18 protein-coding genes are annotated in these 16,808 nt (G+C 69.1%); 9 read left to right on the top strand and 9 right to left on the bottom strand.

The genetic code is table 11. The features are described 5' to 3' along the window. Positions 1–3 precede the first annotated feature (3 nt). On the bottom strand, positions 4–1,404 hold the full coding sequence (purT, locus tag AT701_RS03935; protein ID WP_003892190.1) for a formate-dependent phosphoribosylglycinamide formyltransferase: 1,401 nt from the start codon (positions 1,402–1,404) through the stop codon (positions 4–6). Between the two features lie 23 nt (positions 1,405–1,427). Beyond that, on the bottom strand, positions 1,428–1,730 hold the full coding sequence (locus AT701_RS03930) for a UBP-type zinc finger domain-containing protein (RefSeq protein WP_011727177.1): 303 nt from the start codon (positions 1,728–1,730) through the stop codon (positions 1,428–1,430). Positions 1,731–1,774: 44 nt separating this feature from the next. Here AT701_RS03930 and AT701_RS03925 point away from each other — a divergent pair, with 44 nt between their 5' ends. Genes AT701_RS03925 through AT701_RS03910 form a run of 4 tightly spaced genes read left to right on the top strand, consistent with a single transcriptional unit; the run spans position 1,775 to position 6,818 of the window. Beyond that, the gene (locus tag AT701_RS03925) at positions 1,775–3,358 is read left to right on the top strand and encodes a Na+/H+ antiporter (RefSeq protein WP_058125227.1); all 1,584 of its coding nucleotides are present in this window, start codon (positions 1,775–1,777) and stop codon (positions 3,356–3,358) included. Further along, positions 3,351–5,357, top strand: a complete 2,007-nt coding sequence (locus tag AT701_RS03920) for an MMPL family transporter (RefSeq protein WP_058125226.1) — start codon at positions 3,351–3,353, stop codon at positions 5,355–5,357. Before AT701_RS03925 ends, AT701_RS03920 begins: the two co-directional genes overlap by 8 nt. A gap of 55 nt (positions 5,358–5,412) precedes the next feature. Then, entirely contained in the window at positions 5,413–6,618 is a 1,206-nt protein-coding gene (locus AT701_RS03915) for a cytochrome P450 (RefSeq protein ID WP_058125225.1), read from the top strand. Positions 6,619–6,623: 5 nt separating this feature from the next. After that, positions 6,624–6,818 carry a ferredoxin gene (locus AT701_RS03910; RefSeq protein WP_003892186.1) on the top strand — a complete coding sequence of 65 codons (195 nt, stop codon included), beginning with the start codon at positions 6,624–6,626 and terminating at the stop codon, positions 6,816–6,818. A gap of 6 nt (positions 6,819–6,824) precedes the next feature. Here the strand turns inward: AT701_RS03910 and AT701_RS03905 are convergent, their stop codons facing one another. Next, entirely contained in the window at positions 6,825–7,475 is a 651-nt protein-coding gene (locus AT701_RS03905; RefSeq protein ID WP_011727174.1) for a PaaI family thioesterase, read from the bottom strand. Further along, on the bottom strand, positions 7,475–8,770 hold the full coding sequence (locus tag AT701_RS03900) for an adenylosuccinate synthase (RefSeq protein ID WP_011727173.1): 1,296 nt from the start codon (positions 8,768–8,770) through the stop codon (positions 7,475–7,477). The genes AT701_RS03905 and AT701_RS03900 overlap by 1 nt, the downstream gene beginning before the upstream one ends. Positions 8,771–8,920: 150 nt before the next feature. Here AT701_RS03900 and AT701_RS03895 point away from each other — a divergent pair, with 150 nt between their 5' ends. Further along, complete coding sequence (locus AT701_RS03895) at positions 8,921–9,460, top strand: hypothetical protein (RefSeq protein ID WP_011727172.1); 540 nt, start codon at positions 8,921–8,923, stop codon at positions 9,458–9,460. Positions 9,461–9,505: 45 nt separating this feature from the next. Then, entirely contained in the window at positions 9,506–10,285 is a 780-nt protein-coding gene (locus AT701_RS03890) for a site-2 protease family protein (protein ID WP_011727171.1), read from the top strand. On the opposite strand, the gene AT701_RS03885 is transcribed toward AT701_RS03890, so the two are convergent. Then, the gene (locus AT701_RS03885; RefSeq protein WP_058125224.1) at positions 10,282–10,776 is read right to left on the bottom strand and encodes a hypothetical protein; all 495 of its coding nucleotides are present in this window, start codon (positions 10,774–10,776) and stop codon (positions 10,282–10,284) included. The two genes, AT701_RS03890 and AT701_RS03885, sit on opposite strands and share 4 nt — an antisense overlap. 92 nt (positions 10,777–10,868) lie before the next feature. On the opposite strand from AT701_RS03885, the gene AT701_RS03880 reads away from it, so the two are divergent. Then, positions 10,869–11,762, top strand: a complete 894-nt coding sequence (locus AT701_RS03880) for a cation diffusion facilitator family transporter (RefSeq protein WP_003892179.1) — start codon at positions 10,869–10,871, stop codon at positions 11,760–11,762. 10 nt (positions 11,763–11,772) lie between these two features. Here the strand turns inward: AT701_RS03880 and AT701_RS03875 are convergent, their stop codons facing one another. After that, a complete protein-coding gene (locus AT701_RS03875; RefSeq protein ID WP_003892178.1) occupies positions 11,773–12,189 on the bottom strand; it encodes a DUF3151 domain-containing protein in 417 nt (138 codons plus the stop codon). Positions 12,190–12,253: 64 nt separating this feature from the next. On the opposite strand from AT701_RS03875, the gene AT701_RS03870 reads away from it, so the two are divergent. Beyond that, positions 12,254–13,054, top strand: coding sequence for an Rv0361 family membrane protein (locus AT701_RS03870; RefSeq protein WP_003892177.1), 801 nt, complete (start codon positions 12,254–12,256; stop codon positions 13,052–13,054). A gap of 33 nt (positions 13,055–13,087) precedes the next feature. On the opposite strand, the gene fbaA is transcribed toward AT701_RS03870, so the two are convergent. Then, positions 13,088–14,125, bottom strand: a complete 1,038-nt coding sequence (fbaA, locus tag AT701_RS03865; protein ID WP_003892176.1) for a class II fructose-bisphosphate aldolase — start codon at positions 14,123–14,125, stop codon at positions 13,088–13,090. A gap of 80 nt (positions 14,126–14,205) precedes the next feature. On the opposite strand from fbaA, the gene AT701_RS03860 reads away from it, so the two are divergent. After that, positions 14,206–14,928: a DedA family protein gene (locus AT701_RS03860; RefSeq protein ID WP_011727167.1), complete on the top strand. Its 723-nt coding sequence runs from the start codon at positions 14,206–14,208 to the stop codon at positions 14,926–14,928. Here the strand turns inward: AT701_RS03860 and AT701_RS03855 are convergent. After that, positions 14,925–16,115, bottom strand: coding sequence for a vWA domain-containing protein (locus AT701_RS03855; protein WP_058125223.1), 1,191 nt, complete (start codon positions 16,113–16,115; stop codon positions 14,925–14,927). The two genes, AT701_RS03860 and AT701_RS03855, sit on opposite strands and share 4 nt — an antisense overlap. Further along, positions 16,112–16,807 (bottom strand): SRPBCC family protein, encoded by a 696-nt coding sequence (locus AT701_RS03850; protein ID WP_011727165.1) that lies wholly within the window; start codon positions 16,805–16,807, stop codon positions 16,112–16,114. Before AT701_RS03850 ends, AT701_RS03855 begins: the two co-directional genes overlap by 4 nt. Position 16,808: the final 1 nt, after the last annotated feature.

The raw sequence follows: 16,808 nt of genomic DNA, 5'->3' as shown, positions 1-16,808 counted from the left end.
GGCTCACCAGAGCCTGCGCAGGGCGGTGCCCACCCGGCGGGCCCGGTCGCGCGCGACGATCACATCCGGTGCGGTGGCCAGCGCCACCCCCAGACGGCGACCGTCGTCGGACTCCTCGGCGCGGCCGAACAGGCGTACATCGCTCTCGGAGGTGGCGAGCGCCTCGCCGAGCACGGCGGTGACATCGACCGACGGCGCCGCCTCGGCACCGGCGTAGGTGACCTCGGCGGCACCCGGCGAGATCATGATCGTGTCGCACGCCAGTCCGAGGATGGCCCTGGCGTGCAGTTCGAACTCGCTGAGCCGCTGCGAGCGCAGCGTCACCAGTCCGCTGTCGTGCGGCCGGACCCGCACATCGGAGAAGTAGACGTCCTCGCCCTGCACCAGCAGTTCGACGCCGAAGACGCCGCGTCCACCCAGGGAGTTGACGATGCGCGCCGCGATCGACTTGGCCGAGTCCAGGGCCGCGGGCGGCATCTGCTGTGGCTGCCAGGACTCCAGCACGCCGTTGTCCGAGCGGCGGTGCCCGATCGGCTCACAGAACTGCACACCCGGCCCGGTCGGGCCCGTGGTGCGGATGGTCAGCATGGTGACCTCGAAGTCCACCTCGACCACCGATTCGGCCAGCACGCGGCTGTGCGCGAAGTGCCCGGCCGTGGTCGCGCGCTTCCACGCGGGCTCGATGTCGTCGGGCCGCAGCAGCACGGACTGGCCGTCGCGCAGCGAGCCGGTGACCGGCTTGACCACCAGCGGATACCCGGCGTGCTCGGCCACGGCCGTCAGCTCCTCGACGGAGCCGGCGAACCAGAACGGCACGGTGGGCAGACCCAGTTCGTCGGACGCCAGCCGGCGCAGGCCCTCACGGTTCTGGCTCAGGCGGATGCTGCGCGGCGTGGGCAGCACCTCGCTGTCGCCGCGTTCGGCCGCCGCGATCAGCGCGTCGGCGGCGATGACGCCGGACTCGGCAGCAACCACGTACTGCGGTTTCTCACGCGCGATGACGGCGCTGAGTTCGTCGGCGTCGTTCAGGTCGACCACCGCGGTGCGGTCGGCGACGCCGTGGGCGGGCGCGTCATAGCGGTCGACAGCCACCACCACACCGCCGAGGTTCTGGAATGCCAGCGCGAGCTCCCGGCTCAGCGCACCGCCGCCCAGCAGCATCACGGTCGGGCGATGGTCGGCAGCGTCGGGGCCGACGACAGGTTGCGGCTCCGGGTCGGTGTCGGTCTCCTGGTCGGCGGCCGCCCGGTCCCCGGGTTCCGTGTCGTCAGGGTCCGGCGCAGTGTCCTCCGGGGCCGTATCGGCCACCGAATCGTCGGTCACATCGGTGTCATCGGGACCGGCGCCGGCGGACTCGTCGGCAGCGGCATCGTCGGTCAACGCACCCTCAATCGATTCACTCATCGCACGTCCAGCCTGCCAGATGCTCAACCGACCCGATGGTCGATGTAGCACCAACGCCAGCTCTCACCCGGTTCGGCCGAGCGCATGACGGGGTGGCCCGTCGAATGAAAGTGCTTGGTCGCGTGTTGGTGGGGACTGGAGTCACAGCACGCGACGTGGCCGCACGTCATACACATCCGCAGATGAGCCCAAGTACGCTCACCTAGTTCTGCACAGTCCTGGCAGTAGCCAGGTGTCTGCGGTCGCGGCTCGGCGATGTCGGCCGTGAGGTGTTCACAGGTTCGAGGCGTCGGGCGCGACTCACGTCGGCGTGATCTCCTCAACATTTGACCAAGGATAAGGAACAGCTGGGTTAAGGAGGTCGGACGACGTGGGTGCCTCATTGCTGGCGGCCCTGGTGGTGGCGGTGCTGGTGGCCGCGGTCGCCCGCCGGTTCGACGTATCGGCACCATTGGTGCTGGTGGTCGCGGGTCTCGCGGGTAGCACGCTGCCCGGGTTCGGCGACGTCGCGCTCGACCCCGACCTGGTGTTGTTCGTGATCCTGCCGCCCCTGCTGTGGTCTGCGGGCATGGAGAGCAGTTACGTCGCGCTGCGGCGCAACATGCGGTCGATCGGCCTGCTGGCGGTCGGGCTCCCGTTGGTGACGACCTTCGTCGTCGGCATCGTGGCCTACCACACGGTGCCGGAACTGACCCTGGCCGCAGCGCTCACCCTCGGCGCGATCGTCGCGCCGCCCGACGCTGTGTCGGCCACGGCGGTCGGCCGGCGGCTGGGCCTGCCGCGTCGCACCATGACCCTGTTGGGCGGCGAGAGCCTGCTCAACGACGCCACCGCGCTGACGGCCTACAAGGTCGCCCTCGCGGCCGCGATCGGCGCCGCCACGAGCTGGGGCACCGCGCTGGGCACCTTCGCGCTCGCCGCCGTCGGGGGCCTGGTGGTCGGCCTGGTGCTCGGCATGCTGGTCCACTACGTCCGCACGCGCCTGGACGACCCGCTGGTGGAGAGCGCGATCGGTTTGGTGGCCCCGTTCTCGATCTATCTGATCGCCGAGGAGGCCCACGGCTCGGGCGTCATCGCGGTGGTCGTGGCGGCCCTGCTGCTCGGGCAGCGCGAAACCCAGGCGAGCTACGCCACACGCCTGCAGGACAAGGCCGTGTGGAAGGCGCTGCAATTGGTGCTGGAGTCCTTCGCGTTCCTGCTCATCGGTCTTCAGTTGCCCGCCGTCGTCGGCGAACTCGCGGGCATCTCGGCCGCTACTTTGGCGATCTCGTCGGCGGCCGTGCTCGCCGCGGTCATCGGGGTACGCATCGTCTGGGTGTACGGATGCACCTACCTCGGGCGGCTTTTCACCAAGAACCACGAGCCGCCGCCGTCGCACGCACAGGTGTTCATCCTGTCGTGGGCGGGTATGAGGGGTGTCGTGTCGCTGGCTGCTGCGTTCGGTATCCCGTTGATCACCCTTTCGGGAGAACAGTTTCCGGGGCGGGCACAACTGTGCTTCCTCACGTTCGTCGTCGTGGTGGGCACGTTGCTGCTCCACGGGCTGACCCTGCCGTGGTTCATCCGGGTGCTCGGCGCCGAGGGCGACGAGGCGCACAGCGACGCGATCGCCACCGCCGCCGCGCAGGACAAGGCGGCCAGGGCCGCCGCCGAACGGCTCGACGCGCTGCTCGCCGAACAGCCTGCGAGCGCGGAGGTATCGCACCGCGCCGCCGATGTGTTGCGCGCCTGGAACACGCGCCGCCGCAACGCCGCGTGGGAACGGCTGGGGCGCGACGAGGAGGACATCGGCGAGAGCCCGACCTCGGCCTTCCGCCGGTTGCGGTTGGAAATGCTTGCCGCCGAACGGGAGACGTTCATCGCCGAGTGTGACGCCGGCCATATCGATGACGAAGTGTTACGTACCGTGCTCCATGGGCTCGATCTGGAAGAGGCGACGCTGAACCGTGATTAAACGCTTGTCGTGGCTGGCCGTGCTGGTTGTGATCATCTCGGGTGGCCTGATGGGGGTGCTCAGCGGCGGTGATTCGGCCTCGCAGTCCCCGGTGGCGGTGCCCTCGGACGCCGAGTCGGCGCGGGCCGACGCGCTACGTGCGGACTTTCCGGGAGGCGATCAGGCTCCGGCCATCCTGGTGGTGACCCGCGCCGACGGCGCCGAACTCGGTCCCGACGACATCGATGCGGCCGCCGAGGCGCGCCACCGGATGAGCGACGCACCCGGCCCGCCGATGGTGGTCAGCGACGACGGCAAGGCCGCGATCTCGACCGTGCCACTGGACGCCACGCTCTCGGGGTTCGCCCTCACCGACGAGGTCAAGGAGTTGCGTGCCAACGCCGCCGAGGGGCTGCCCGGCGACCTGCGCGCCGAGGTGACCGGCGGCCCGGCGTTCGGCGCCGATATCGCGAATTCCTTTGCGGGAGCCAATGTCACGCTGCTGGCGGTCACGGCCATCGTGGTGGCGCTGCTGCTCATCGTCACCTACCGCTCCCCCATCCTGTGGCTCGTGCCGCTCCTGGTGATCGCCTTCGCCGACCGTGTCGGATCGGTCGTGGGCACCGCCGTCGCGTCCGGCCTCGGCATGAACCCGGACGGTTCGACCGGTGGCATCACGAGCGTGCTGGTGTTCGGAGCGGGCACCAACTATGCGCTGCTGTTGATCTCGCGTTACCGCGAGGAACTCGGCCGCACCGAGAATCACCGCGACGCGCTGCAGGCCTCGGTGCGCGCGGCCGCACCGGCGATCATCGCCAGCAACGCGACCGTGGTACTGGCGCTGCTGACACTGCTTTTCGCGACCGCCCCGAGCAACCGCAGCCTGGGCGTGCAGGCCGCGTCGGGCCTGGTGGTCGCGGCGGTGTTCGTCCTGATCGTGCTGCCGCCGCTGCTGGCGCTGTGCGGTAAGAGGCTGTTCTGGCCGTTCATCCCGAAGGTGGGCGCCACGGCGCTCACCGAGAGCGGCGTCTGGCACCGCATCGCGGATACGGTGGCGCGCAGGCCAGCCCGCGTGGTCGTGGTGTCGGTGGCCGGTCTGGCGCTTCTGTGCACCGCGCTGCTGACCACGCCGATCGGGCTCACCCAGACCGAGCAGTTCCGCGTACAGGCCGAGTCGGTGTCGGGCTTCGAGACGGTGTCCGCGCACTTCCCCAGCGGCCTGACCGATCCCACGCGCGTGATCGCCTCGACCGACAAGGCCGCGGCCGTGCAGCGCGCCATCACCGACACCGAGGGTGTGGTGTCGGCGAGCCCGGCCGGTGAGTCACCCACGGGTCTCACGCAATGGTCGGTGGTCCTCGGCGCCGATCCCGCCTCCGATGAGGCGTTCGAAACGATTGACGCACTTCGCGGTTCGGTGCAGCAGGCCGACGCCGACGCTGTGGTCGGCGGTTCCGACGCGCAGGCCCGCGACGCGGCCGCGGCCGCACAGCGCGACCGGGCCGTGGTGATCCCGGCGATCCTCGTGGTGGTGCTCGCCGTGCTGTACATCCTGCTGCGGTCGGCGTTCGCACCGCTTCTGCTGGTGGGTGTCACGGTGCTCAGTTCGCTGGCGGCCCTCGGCCTCGGCGGCTGGGCGTCGGTGCACATCTTCGGGTTCCCCGCACTCGACAACAGCACGCCGTTGTTCGCGTTCCTGTTCCTGGTGGCACTCGGCGTCGACTACACGATCTTTCTGGTCACCCGGGCACGCGAGGAGACCCCGCAGTACGGCAACCGCGAGGGCATCGTGCGCGCGGTGTCGGCCACCGGCGCAGTGATCACCAGCGCCGGCGTGGTGCTGGCCGCGGTGTTCTGCGTGCTGGGGGTGCTGCCGCTGATCGTGCTGACCCAGTTGGGCATCATCGTCGGCCTGGGCATCCTGCTGGACACGTTCCTGGTGCGCACGGTCATCATCCCGGCGCTGTTCACCTGGATCGGCCCGAAAATCTGGTGGCCCGGCCTGCGCGCCGAACCGTAAACCGGTCTGACCAGGAACTTCTCAGCAGTTTTGCAGTCGCGGGTAGCGTCGGTGCATGACCCAAGCGCAAGCGCTCCCGCCACTGCACATCCGGCGCGACGCGTTCGATCCCACACCCGAACTCGGCGAGATCCGCGCGAGCGAAGGCGTGCACGTCACGGTCAACCCGTTCGGTATGCAGGTGTACCTCGTCACGCGGCACGAGGACGTCAAGACCGTCCTGTCGGATCACGAACGGTTCTCCAACAGCAGGCCGCCCGGATTCGTCCTCCCGGGAGCACCGCAGATCTCCGCCGAGGAGCAGGCGAGTAACCGGGCCGGCAACCTGCTGGGCCTCGACCCGCCCGAACATCAACGCCTGCGGCGCATGCTCACCCCGGAGTTCACCATTCGCCGCATCAAGCGGCTGGAGCCGCGCATCGTCGAGATCGTCGACGCTCATCTCGACGCCATGGAGTCGGCAGGCCCACCCGCCGACATCGTCGCCGATTTCGCGCTTCCCATACCGTCTTTGGTGATCTGTGAACTCCTCGGCGTGCCGTACGAGGACCGCACCGATTTCCAGCAGCGGTCGGCGCGGCAACTGGACCTCTCGGCACCGATGCCCGAACGCCTTGAGTTGCAGCGGCAAGGGCGCGCCTACATGCGCGGACTCGTCGAGCGGTCACGCACCCGGCCCGGCGACGACATCCTCGGAATGCTGGTGCGCGAGCACGGCACCGAACTGATCGACGACGAACTCATCGGCATCGCCGGACTGTTGCTGTTGGCGGGCCACGAGACCACGTCCAACATGCTGGGCCTCGGAGTGCTCGCGCTGCTGCGCCACCCCGACCAATTGGCCTGCGTGCGTGATGATCCCGACGCCATCGGCCCGGCCATCGAGGAGTTGCTGCGGTGGCTGTCGATCGTGTCGACCGCACTGCCGCGCATCACCACCACCGACGTCGAACTCGCCGGCGTGAGCATTCCGGCGGGCCACCTGGTGTTCGCGTCGCTGCCCGCGGGCAACCGCGACCCCGGCTTCATCGACAACCCCGACACCCTGGACATCCGCCGCGGCGCGCCCGGCCATCTGGCGTTCGGTCATGGCGTCCACCACTGCCTCGGGGCCCCGCTGGCCCGCATGGAGATGCGCATCGCGTTGCCCGCGCTGTTGCGCCGGTTCCCGACGCTGGCGCTCGCCGAACCGTTCGAGGATGTCCGGTGGCGGCCTTTCCACTTCATCTACGGGCTGCAGTCGTTGGCGGTAGCGTGGTGACTGCCATGAAGATAGAAGCGGACCGCGACAACTGCATCGCTTCGGGCAACTGCGTGATGGTCTCCGAAGCGTTGTTCGACCAGGACGAGGACGGCGTCGTCACGGTTCTGGTCGACGAGGTGCCCGACGACGAGGTCGAGCACGCCCGCGAGGCCGTCAGGCTGTGTCCGGCGAGTGTGCTGCGGCTGACGGGCGACTGAGCCCGCTCAGGGCTGTCCGGGCAGCAGCATGATCATCAGGCCGTTGGCCTCGGCGAGGAGCTTGCCCTCACCGTCGCGCAGCTCGGCGTTGACAAAGGCCTTGCGCCCCTCGGCCTCACGGATCCACCCGCGCGCCTGCAGCGGGGTGTCGATCGGCGTCACGGCGCGGTAATCGACGTGCAGGAAGGCCGTGCGGCTGATGGGGCGTCCGGCCGCGTGGATACACATGCCGAACAGCGAGTCGAAAAGCATGGGCAGCACGCCGCCGTGGACGGCGTAGTTGCCGCCCACGTGGAAACGACTGAACTGCACGGTCAGCAGCACCTCGTCGGCCTCGAACTTCTCGACCGTCCAGGGTGGCGCCAGCAGGCTACCCGCGCCGGGCAGTTCCGGCACGCGATTGGCCGGCCCGACGCCCTCGCCCGCCTCGTAGGGATCGAGCAGCGCAACCAGTTCCTCGACCAGGTCGGCGGCCTTGTCCCACGTGGCGGCGTCCGGGTCGGCCGAGACCGCGAGATCCTGCGCGCGGCGCATCGCGGTGAGGAAACGGCCGAATCCCGGCCCGGGCTCGGCGGCCTCGAACACGGGGAAGCCGCCGTGCTCGCTGTGGTATTTCGGGTCGGTGCGGCGCGGGTCCAGTCCGAAGTCAGCCGACATCAACGGGCAGCCAGCACGTCACGGCGCACGATGGTCTGATCCCGGCCCGGCCCCACACCGATGCACGAAACATACGCTCCGGCAAGCTCTTCGAGGCGCAGCACGTAGTCGCGGGCCTTGGCGGGCAGATCCTCGAACTCGCGTGCGCCCGAGATGTCCTCCCACCAGCCCGGCAGTTCCTCGTAGACGGGCTCGGCGCGGGCGATGTCCGACTGCGTCATCGGCATCTCGTCGACACGCTTGCCGTCGACCGTGTAGCCGACGCACACCGGCACTGTCTCCAGGCTCGACAGCACGTCGAGCTTGGTCAGGAAGTAGTCGGTGATGCCGTTGACCCTGGTCGCGTAGCGCGCGATCACCGCGTCGAACCAGCCGCATCGACGGGCGCGGCCGGTCGTGACACCGACCTCGCCACCGGTCTTGGCCAGGTAGGCGCCGTGCTCGTCGAACAGTTCGGTGGGGAACGGACCGGAGCCGACGCGCGTGGTGTACGCCTTGAGGATGCCCAGCACCGTGGTGATGCGGGTGGGCCCGATGCCCGAGCCGACCGCGGCGCCGCCTGCCGTCGGGTTCGACGACGTGACAAAGGGATACGTGCCGTGGTCGACATCCAGCAGGGTGCCCTGCGAGCCCTCGAGCAGCACGGCCTCGTCGTTCTCCAGCGCCTGGTTGAGCAGCAGCCGCGCGTCGGCGATGCGATGCTTGAAGCCCTCGGCCTGTTCCAGCAGGTTCTCGAGCACCTCGGCGGGCTCCAGCGCCTTGCGGTTGTAGATCTTGACCAGCACCTGGTTCTTGAATTCAAGTGCGGCCTCGATCTTTTCGGCCAGCACCTGCTCGTCGAGCACGTCGGCCACCCGGATGCCGATGCGCGCGATCTTGTCCTGGTAGCACGGGCCGATACCGCGGCCCGTGGTGCCGATCTTCTTGCTGCCCGCCCAGCGCTCCACGACCTTGTCGATCGCGACGTGGTACGGCATCAGCAGATGGGCGTCGGCCGAGATCAGCAGGTTCGACGTGTCGACCCCGCGATCCTCGAGGCCCTTCAGCTCGGTCAACAGCACGCCCGGGTCGACCACCACACCGTTACCGATGACGTTGGTGACCCCGGGTGTGAGGATGCCCGAGGGGATGAGGTGCAGCGCGAAGTTCTCCCCGGTGGGCAACACGACGGTGTGTCCCGCGTTGTTGCCGCCCTGGTAGCGAACTACCCACTGCACGCGTCCACCGAGTAGATCGGTGGCTTTACCTTTGCCCTCGTCGCCCCATTGGGCCCCGATGAGCACGATTGCCGGCATGGCGTACTCTCCCGCCTATCTCCGCGCCTGGAAGTGGTGCAGCCGGTAGGTCACCTTATCCCAGAGCACGCGCGGAGCCACAATTCTGTTTGCGTGCCAGGAGTGGTTTTGACTTCCTCAACTGCCGTGTTCGCCGGCGAGACGGGCCCCGTGCCGCGCCCGCTGCGGGGGTTACCCACCGTCGGCATCGACGACGTCGACGCGCATCACCGGGTGATCGTGACGGGATCCGCGGGTGATCTGGCCGCGGTGCTGACGCGGTTGCTGAAGGCCGATCGGCTCGATGTCGAGGTCGCGCACGCGCGCACCAGCTGGTCGGCGCGTCGCGCCCTGCGCGGTACCGCCCGGCGAGTGCCGCTGATCCGCGACGAGACCGGAACCGTACTTGTTTCCGCTGCTGAGTGGCACGGCAAGGAGGCCGCCCCGCTCGAGGGCGAGGCGATCGTCGACGACACGGTGCTGTTCGACGGCCAGGCGCACGGCGTGCGGATCGAGCCGCTCGACGCGGTGCCGGGCCTGCGTGCGAGCGTGCTGTCGCGCCGGGGCAGGCCGCTGGGCTGGGTCAGCGGGCGCGCGGCTCAACTGGGCACGCCGGGCGCCGTGGTGGTGCGCGACGGCGCCACGATGGCGCGGCCGGTACGCCGCTCGACGTTCTACCGGCACACCCAGGGCTGGCTGCGCGTCGGCTGACGCGCGTGCTCGGCCGGCGCGTCCACCGGCCGGTACCGTCGAATCGTGAACATCCGTCCACTGCGCCAGTCGGTGCGGCCGAGCCCGATCTTCTTGCTCGTCATCGCGGTCACCGCCGCCGGTGGCGCGCTCGCCTGGATCGCCGCCGACACCATCAGACCGCTGTCGTACGTCGGGGTGTTCATCCTGGTCATCGCGGGCTGGCTGATGTCGCTGTGCCTGCACGAGTTCGGCCACGCCTTCACGGCATGGCGCTTCGGCGACCACGGCGTCGAGACCCGCGGCTACTTGACACTCAACCCGCTGAAGTACACGCACCCCATGCTGTCGCTGGGCCTGCCGGTGTTGATCATCGCGCTGGGCGGCATCGGTTTCCCCGGCGGCGCGGTGTACCTGCAGACGCACTGGATGACGGCGCGGCAGAAGTCGATCGTGAGCCTCGCGGGGCCCGCGGCCAACCTGGTGCTCGCGGTGCTGCTGCTCGGGCTCACCCGCGCGTTCTGGGACCCGGCGCACGCGGTGTTCTGGTCGGGCATCGCGTTCCTGGGTTTCCTGCAGGTCACCGCGCTGGTGCTCAACCTGCTGCCCATCCCTGGGCTGGACGGCTACGGCGCGCTGGAGCCGCACCTGAATCCCGAGACCCAGCGTGCGCTGGCGCCGGCCAAGCAGTGGGGATTTTTGATCGTGGTGGTCCTGTTGATCACCCCGGCGCTCAACCGCTGGTTCTTCGAGCTCGTCTACTGGTTCTTCGACTTCTCGGGTGTATCGAGCTATCTGGTGTCGGCCGGCGGCCAGCTCACTCGCTTCTGGTCGGCCTGGTTCTAGAGTTCGGCGAGCACCGCGCGCAGGTGCCCGGTCAGGTTGCCCTCGCCACCCCGGTAGATCGGGCTCGCGCCGTCTGACAGCAGCATCCGCAGGCGTGCGATTCCGTGCGCGCGTACCGGCGCGGGTGCCTCGAGGCGCTCGCGGATCTCGTCGAACAGCGTGGCCGCGGACGCCACGGTGCTGTCTTCGAGTGGCAGCCGCGACGAGTACAGCGCGGGATCCTCGTGCAGGCAGCGCAGCACCTGCCGCAGCGCGCCCGCGTACGCATGGCGCTGGGACCGGGAGGTCAGCCGCGCGACGTGCACCGCGAGCGCACTGCCCGGCTCCGGCGGGATGCCCGCCAGCAACTGGCGGTCATAGCGCCACGGGAACAGACGCGCGGCCAACCGGGCCAGAGGTGAGCCGGGTTCGCGAAGACCGGCCGGGGCCGCGTCATCGCCCGGCCACATGGGTTGCGGAAGTGCGGTGTTGTCGTGGTTGTCGTGCGTCATGCCGTTCAGCCCAACGGCGGGCAAGTTCGCCTGATTCCCGCGATCACCGGTGATGCTTGCAACATATGCAGAATTGCGCATATATTGCGGGAATGGGCGCGGGCCACGATCACAGTCACCACACCGACGCACGGGTGAGCCGGATGCTCGTCGCCGCAGCAATCCTCACCGCGTTCTTCTTCGTCGAGTTGATCACCGCGCTGATGATCAACTCGATCGCGCTGCTCGCCGACGCCGGCCACATGCTCACCGACCTGGTCGCGATGTTCATGGGACTCACCGCGGTGCTGCTGGCCCGACGCGGCAGCACGTCACCGGCGCGCACGTTCGGCTGGCACCGCGCCGAGGTGTTCACCGCGGTGGCCAACGCGGCCCTGCTCATCGGCGTCGCGGGCTTCATCCTGTACGAGGCGTTCGAGCGTCTCGGCAACGCGCCCGAGGTGCCCGGCGTGCCGATGATCGTCGTCGCGCTGGCCGGGCTGATCGCCAACGCCGCGGTGGTGCTCATGCTGCGCTCGCACTCCAAGGACAGCCTCGCGGTCAAGGGCGCCTACATGGAGGTCGTGGCCGACACCGTCGGCAGCATCGGCGTGCTGATCGCGGGCATCGTCACCGTCACCACGGGATGGCCCTACGCCGACGTGGTGGTGGCGGTCCTGGTGGCCCTGTGGGTGCTGCCGCGCGCGATCGCGCTGGCGCGGGCCGCGTTGCGGATCCTGTCCGAATCGTCACCGGCACACATCGACGTCGAGAAGCTGCGCAGCGCGCTGTGCGCCGTGGACGGTGTGACGGGCGTGCACGATCTGCACGTGTGGACGCTGGTACCGGGCAAGGACATGGTCACCGCACACCTGACCAGCGATGCCGACACCGCGCGTGTCCTCGACGACGCCAGGGCGGTACTGACCGCGCACGGCCTCGAGCACGCCACGGTGCAGGTGGAACCGCCCGACGCCGCGGGAGACTGCAGGTGCGAGGCCGAGTGACGGCCGGGCGCTAGCCCAGACCGAGTTCGCGACGCGCCGTCGGATCGCAGTCGTCGAGCAGGTCCAGGCAGCGCTGGTACTCGTCGGTCTCGCCGATGTCGTCGGCCGCTCGCGCCAGCGCCGCCACGCACCGCAGGAAACCCTGGTTTGGCTCGTGGCTGAACGGCACGGGGCCGAAGCCCTTCCACCCGTTGCGGCGCAACTGATCCAGCCCACGGTGGTAGCCGGTCCGCGCGTACGCATATGCGGTGACCGCCTTGTCGTCGTCCAACGCCTGCTCGGCGAGCGTCGCCCACGCGACCGAGGCCGACGGGTGGGCCGCAGCAACCACCGCTGCCTTCTCGCCTGCCGCCAGTTCCTCTTCGGCCGCAGGATCGCCTGGAAGGTAAACCGGGTCTGGTCCGAGCAGATCACCCATCCGTGTCATGGGCCTATTGTGCACCGCCCGATAAGCTCCACCGATAGCGACGTACGGGAGGACCGCAAAAGGGATGCCGAATCCATCGGAGCCGAACGAGGACCACACGCCCTCTTCAGAAGACCCGACAGAACCGAGCCGACAATCCGCCGATGCGCCCACCGAGAAAGTCACGCTGAGTTCCGAACACGAACCGGCCACCGAGGTGTTCGGCCTGCCGACCGAACCCGGCCAGGCGACGCCGCAGGGCGACGAGCGGCGCTTCACGGCGCCCTCGAGTTTCGACGGGTCGACGCAGAAGATCGACACCCCGCCCGATCCGGAGACCGAGGTGTTCGCGCCGCCGCCCGGCGATCCGAACAAACCCGTTGCACCACAGGTCATCCCGCCGCGTGACGACGCAGCTCGCCCGCAGGCGCCCGCGACCGCGCGTCGCAGCTGGGGATGGGTGATCGCAGTGGTGCTGGTGATCGCCGCGCTCGTGGCCATCGCCATCTTGGGCACTGTGCTGCTGACGCGTGATTCGGCGTCGGCCGGCTCCCAGGAGGACCGGGTCCGCGAGACCATCCAGAAGTTCGACAGCGCGATCCAGCGCGGCGACCTGGCGACGCTGCGGTCGATCACGTGTGGCACCACGCGCGACAACTACGTCAACTACAACGAGAAGGCGTGGGCCGAGACGCACGAGCGCGTCGCGGCCGCCAAGCAGTATCCGGTGGTCGCCAGCATCGACCAGGTGATCGTCAACGACGACCACGCCGAGGCCAACGTCACGACGTTCATGGCGTTCGCCCCGCAGACGCGCTCCACACGCAGTTTCGACCTGCAGTTCCGCGACGACGAGTGGAAGATCTGCCAGTCCCCCGCCTTTTGATCCGGCCTTTGCGATCGGGCCTTTTGATCCCGGTTATGCCGCGGTGACGCTGCGTCCCGCGCTGTGCAGGTCGTTGCAGGCCTCGACCACCCGCTCCGACATCGACGCCTCGGCCTTCTTCAGGTAGCTGCGCGGGTCGTAGGTCTTCTTGTTGCCCACCTCGCCGTCGATCTTGAGCACCCCGTCGTAGTTGGTGAACATGTGCCCGGCGATCGGCCGGGTGAATGCGTACTGGGTGTCGGTGTCGACGTTCATCTTCACCACGCCGTACTTGAGGGAGTCCTCGATCTCGGATTTCAGCGAGCCCGAGCCGCCGTGGAAGACGAAGTCGAACGGTTTGGCGTCCGCGGGCAGGCCCAGTTTGGCCGCGGCCACGCGCTGCCCCTCGGCCAGCACCTCGGGTTTGAGCACCACGTTGCCGGGCTTGTAGACGCCGTGCACATTGCCGAACGTCGCGGCCAGCAGGTACCGCCCCTCCTCGCCCGCGCCCAGCGCCGCGATGGTCTTCTCGAAGTCTTCCGGCGACGTGTAGAGCTTGTCGTTGATCTCGGCCTCGACGCCGTCCTCTTCGCCACCGACCACGCCGATCTCGACCTCGAGGATGATCTTGGCCGCCGCGGCGGTCTTGAGCAGTTCCTGCGCGATGGTGAGGTTCTCGTCGATCGGCACCGCGGACCCGTCCCACATGTGCGACTGGAACAGCGGGTTCTCACCCCGGGCGACACGCTCGGCGGAGATCGCCAGCAGCGGGCGCACGTACGTGTCGAGCTTGTCCTTGGGGCAGTGGTCGGTGTGCAGCGCCACGGTGATCGGGTACTTGGCGGCCACCACGTGCGCGAACTCCGCGAGCGCGACCGCGCCGGTCACCATGTCCTTGACGCCCAGGCCCGACCCGAATTCGGCGCCACCGGTGGAGAACTGGATGATGCCGTCGCTGCCGGCGTCGGCAAACCCCTTGATGGCCGCATTGATGCTTTCGGACCCCACGCAGTTGATCGCCGGGAACGCGAACGAGTGCGCCTTGGCCCGGTCCAGCATCTCGGCGTAGACCTCAGGTGTGGCAATGGGCATGGCGCTTCCCTTCTGATCCTGTTGGACACGGGTTCTCGCAGGTACAGGCCATTCAGACGGCCCAGGTACCCTTGGGAGTCGTGATCGACACCGCCTTACCAGAGGTTACGACCAATCTGGCCCTCATGCCCGACTTCATGGATCCGCTGAACCTCATCGGATACTTCGGGACCTGGGCTCTGGTGGGCATCCTGCTCGTCGTCTTCATCGAGTCCGGTGTGCTGTTCCCGGTTCTGCCCGGCGACTCGCTGCTGTTCGTGGCGGGCATGCTGGCGGCCGGTACCGCCGCCAAGGGCACCGCGGTGGACGCCAACTTCCAGCTGTGGCAGCTACTGGTGTTCATCCCGATCGCGGCGATCCTGGGCGGCCAGGTGGGTTACATCATCGGCCGGACCATCGGCACGTCGATGTTCAAGCCCGAGGCCCGCATCCTCAAGCAGAAGTACCTCGACGAGGCACACGAATTCTTCGAACAGCGCGGGCCGTTCGCGATCGTGATCGCCCGGTTCGTGCCGATTGTGCGCACCCTGGCCCCGATCACCGCGGGTGCGGCCAAGATGCGCTATCCGGTGTTCACCGCCTTCAACGTGCTCGGCGCCATCGTGTGGGGTGTCGGCCTGACGCTGTTGGGTTACTGGCTGGGGCAGTTCGAGATCATCCAGAAACTGCTGGAACCCATCTTCATCCTGATCGTCGTGGCGTCGGTCGCACCGATGTTCATCGAGTGGTACAAGCGCCGCCGCGCCGCCAAGCGGGCCTCCTCTACCGACACCGCCACCGACGCCGCCTCACCGGCCTCCTAAGCCCCGAGCACGTCGAACAACTCGCGTAACCCGGTCAGGGTGTGCGCGGGGAGGAAGTGGTCGCAGTACGGCAGCGCCGCGGCCATGGCCCCGGCCAGCGGTTCGTAACCTGGCGCCGCGGCCCGCGGATTGAGCCAGACCACCAGATGCGCGCGTCGGCGCAGCCGGCTCATGGCGTGCCGCAGCACCTCGGGCGCGTCGGCGTCCCAGCCGTCGGAGGCGATCACCACTACGGCCCCGCGCAGCAGGTTGCCGTGCGGCGCGGCAAGAAGCGCGGCGATCGACCGGCCCAGGCGGGTGCCGCCGTACCGGTCGTGCACCTTCGCGTTGGCGCGCGTCACCGCGACCTCGGGCGAGCGGTGCGACAGCGCCGCGGTGAGCCGCGTCAAGGTGGTGGCGAACGCGAACACCTCGGGATGCGCCGCGCCGCGCCGGCTCACCGCCGCCGCGCGCATGAGATGCAGGTACACCACCGCGTACGGCTGCATCGAGCCGCTCACGTCGCACACCAGCACCACACGCCGCGGCCGGGTACGGCGCCGCGTCCGCGCGAGCCGCACCGGTTCCCACCCGGTGGTGCGCGACGCCCGGATGGTCTCGCGCAGATCGATACGCCGGCCCGACGGATGCCGCCGGTGCCGCAACGTACGTCGCCGCGGCCAGTGCGCCTCGGCGCCCTGCAGCCACGTCCCGAGTCGGTGCAGATCGTCCCGGTCGAACTGGTCGAAGGACTCGTCGGTCCGGCCGGCCAGCCAACTCGGCGCGAGATCCGGGATCGCAGAGCCGGTGGGCGGGTGTGCGGCGGCTGTGATCGACGCCGGACGGGTGGTCCACGGCAGCCCGTCGCCGGACTCGCCGCTGTCGGCGCCGTTCGCGTACTGCCCAGGTATCCCGGGCGGCGCCTGGCCGCGCTTGAGGTTCGGCGGGTCCACACCCAGCACGGCGTCGGAGAACACCGCATCGAAGACGCCGTCGAATGCGGGGAGATCCTCGGCGCGGCTCACCAACGTCAGCCGCGCGGCCCAGTACAGGTGTGAGCGGCGCACCGGGGCGACGACATGCATGGCCGCCACCAACGTCGACGGCCCGACCGCCGACACCGCGACCCCGGCCGCGCGCAGACGGTCGACGAGGGCGACCGCCAATGCCGCGAGGTCGACGCCGCGCAGCAGCAGCGGTGCGGTCATCTGCCGCGAAGGGCCTTGCGGGCCATGCGTAGTCGGCCGATCGTGAACAGCAGCGCCGCGAGCAGGAATGCGCCGGCGACCGCAGGCCCGTACTTCTTCAGCGCTGCCCCGCCCGCGAGGTCGAGCAGGTCGATGGGTTCGGGGTCCGCGACGGCAGGCGCCGTCGAGGCCAGGGTTTCCTGCGGCTTCTCGGCGGCCTGCGCCACCGGTGTCTGCGGTGTCTGTGTTGTCTCGCTGGGCTTTTCACGCTCTCCGGCGAGCTTGGCCTCCAACGAGTCCACGAACTGGCCGAGAAGCTTCTCCGACACCTGCTGCAGCATGCCGCTGCCGAACTGCGCGAGCTTGCCGACGACCTTGAGGTCGGTGTCGACGGTCACGCGGGTCGAGGTGCCCGCTTCGTGCAGTTGCGCGGTGACGGTCGCCGCGGCGTTGCCGGTGCCGCGGGTCTCCTTGCCCTTGGCGTCGATCACGGCGCGGAAATGCTCGCGGTCCTGTTCGACGAAGTGCACCTTGCCGGCGAACTCGCTGGTCACCGGGCCCACCTTCACCTTGACCGCACCCAGCACGTCGTCGCCGTCATGTCCGGTGAGCCTGGCTCCGGGCATGAGCGGCACCACCTGGTCGAGATCGGTGAGCAGGTCCCACGCGTCCTCGATCGGCACGCTCACAGTGAACTCGTTCGCGATCTTCATC

Origin of the sequence: Mycolicibacterium smegmatis, assembly GCF_001457595.1 — a bacterium.
GTDB lineage: Bacteria > Actinomycetota > Actinomycetes > Mycobacteriales > Mycobacteriaceae > Mycobacterium > Mycobacterium smegmatis.
Note: the sequence above shows the minus strand (reverse complement) of the source record. Positions and strands in the feature narration are given on the sequence as shown.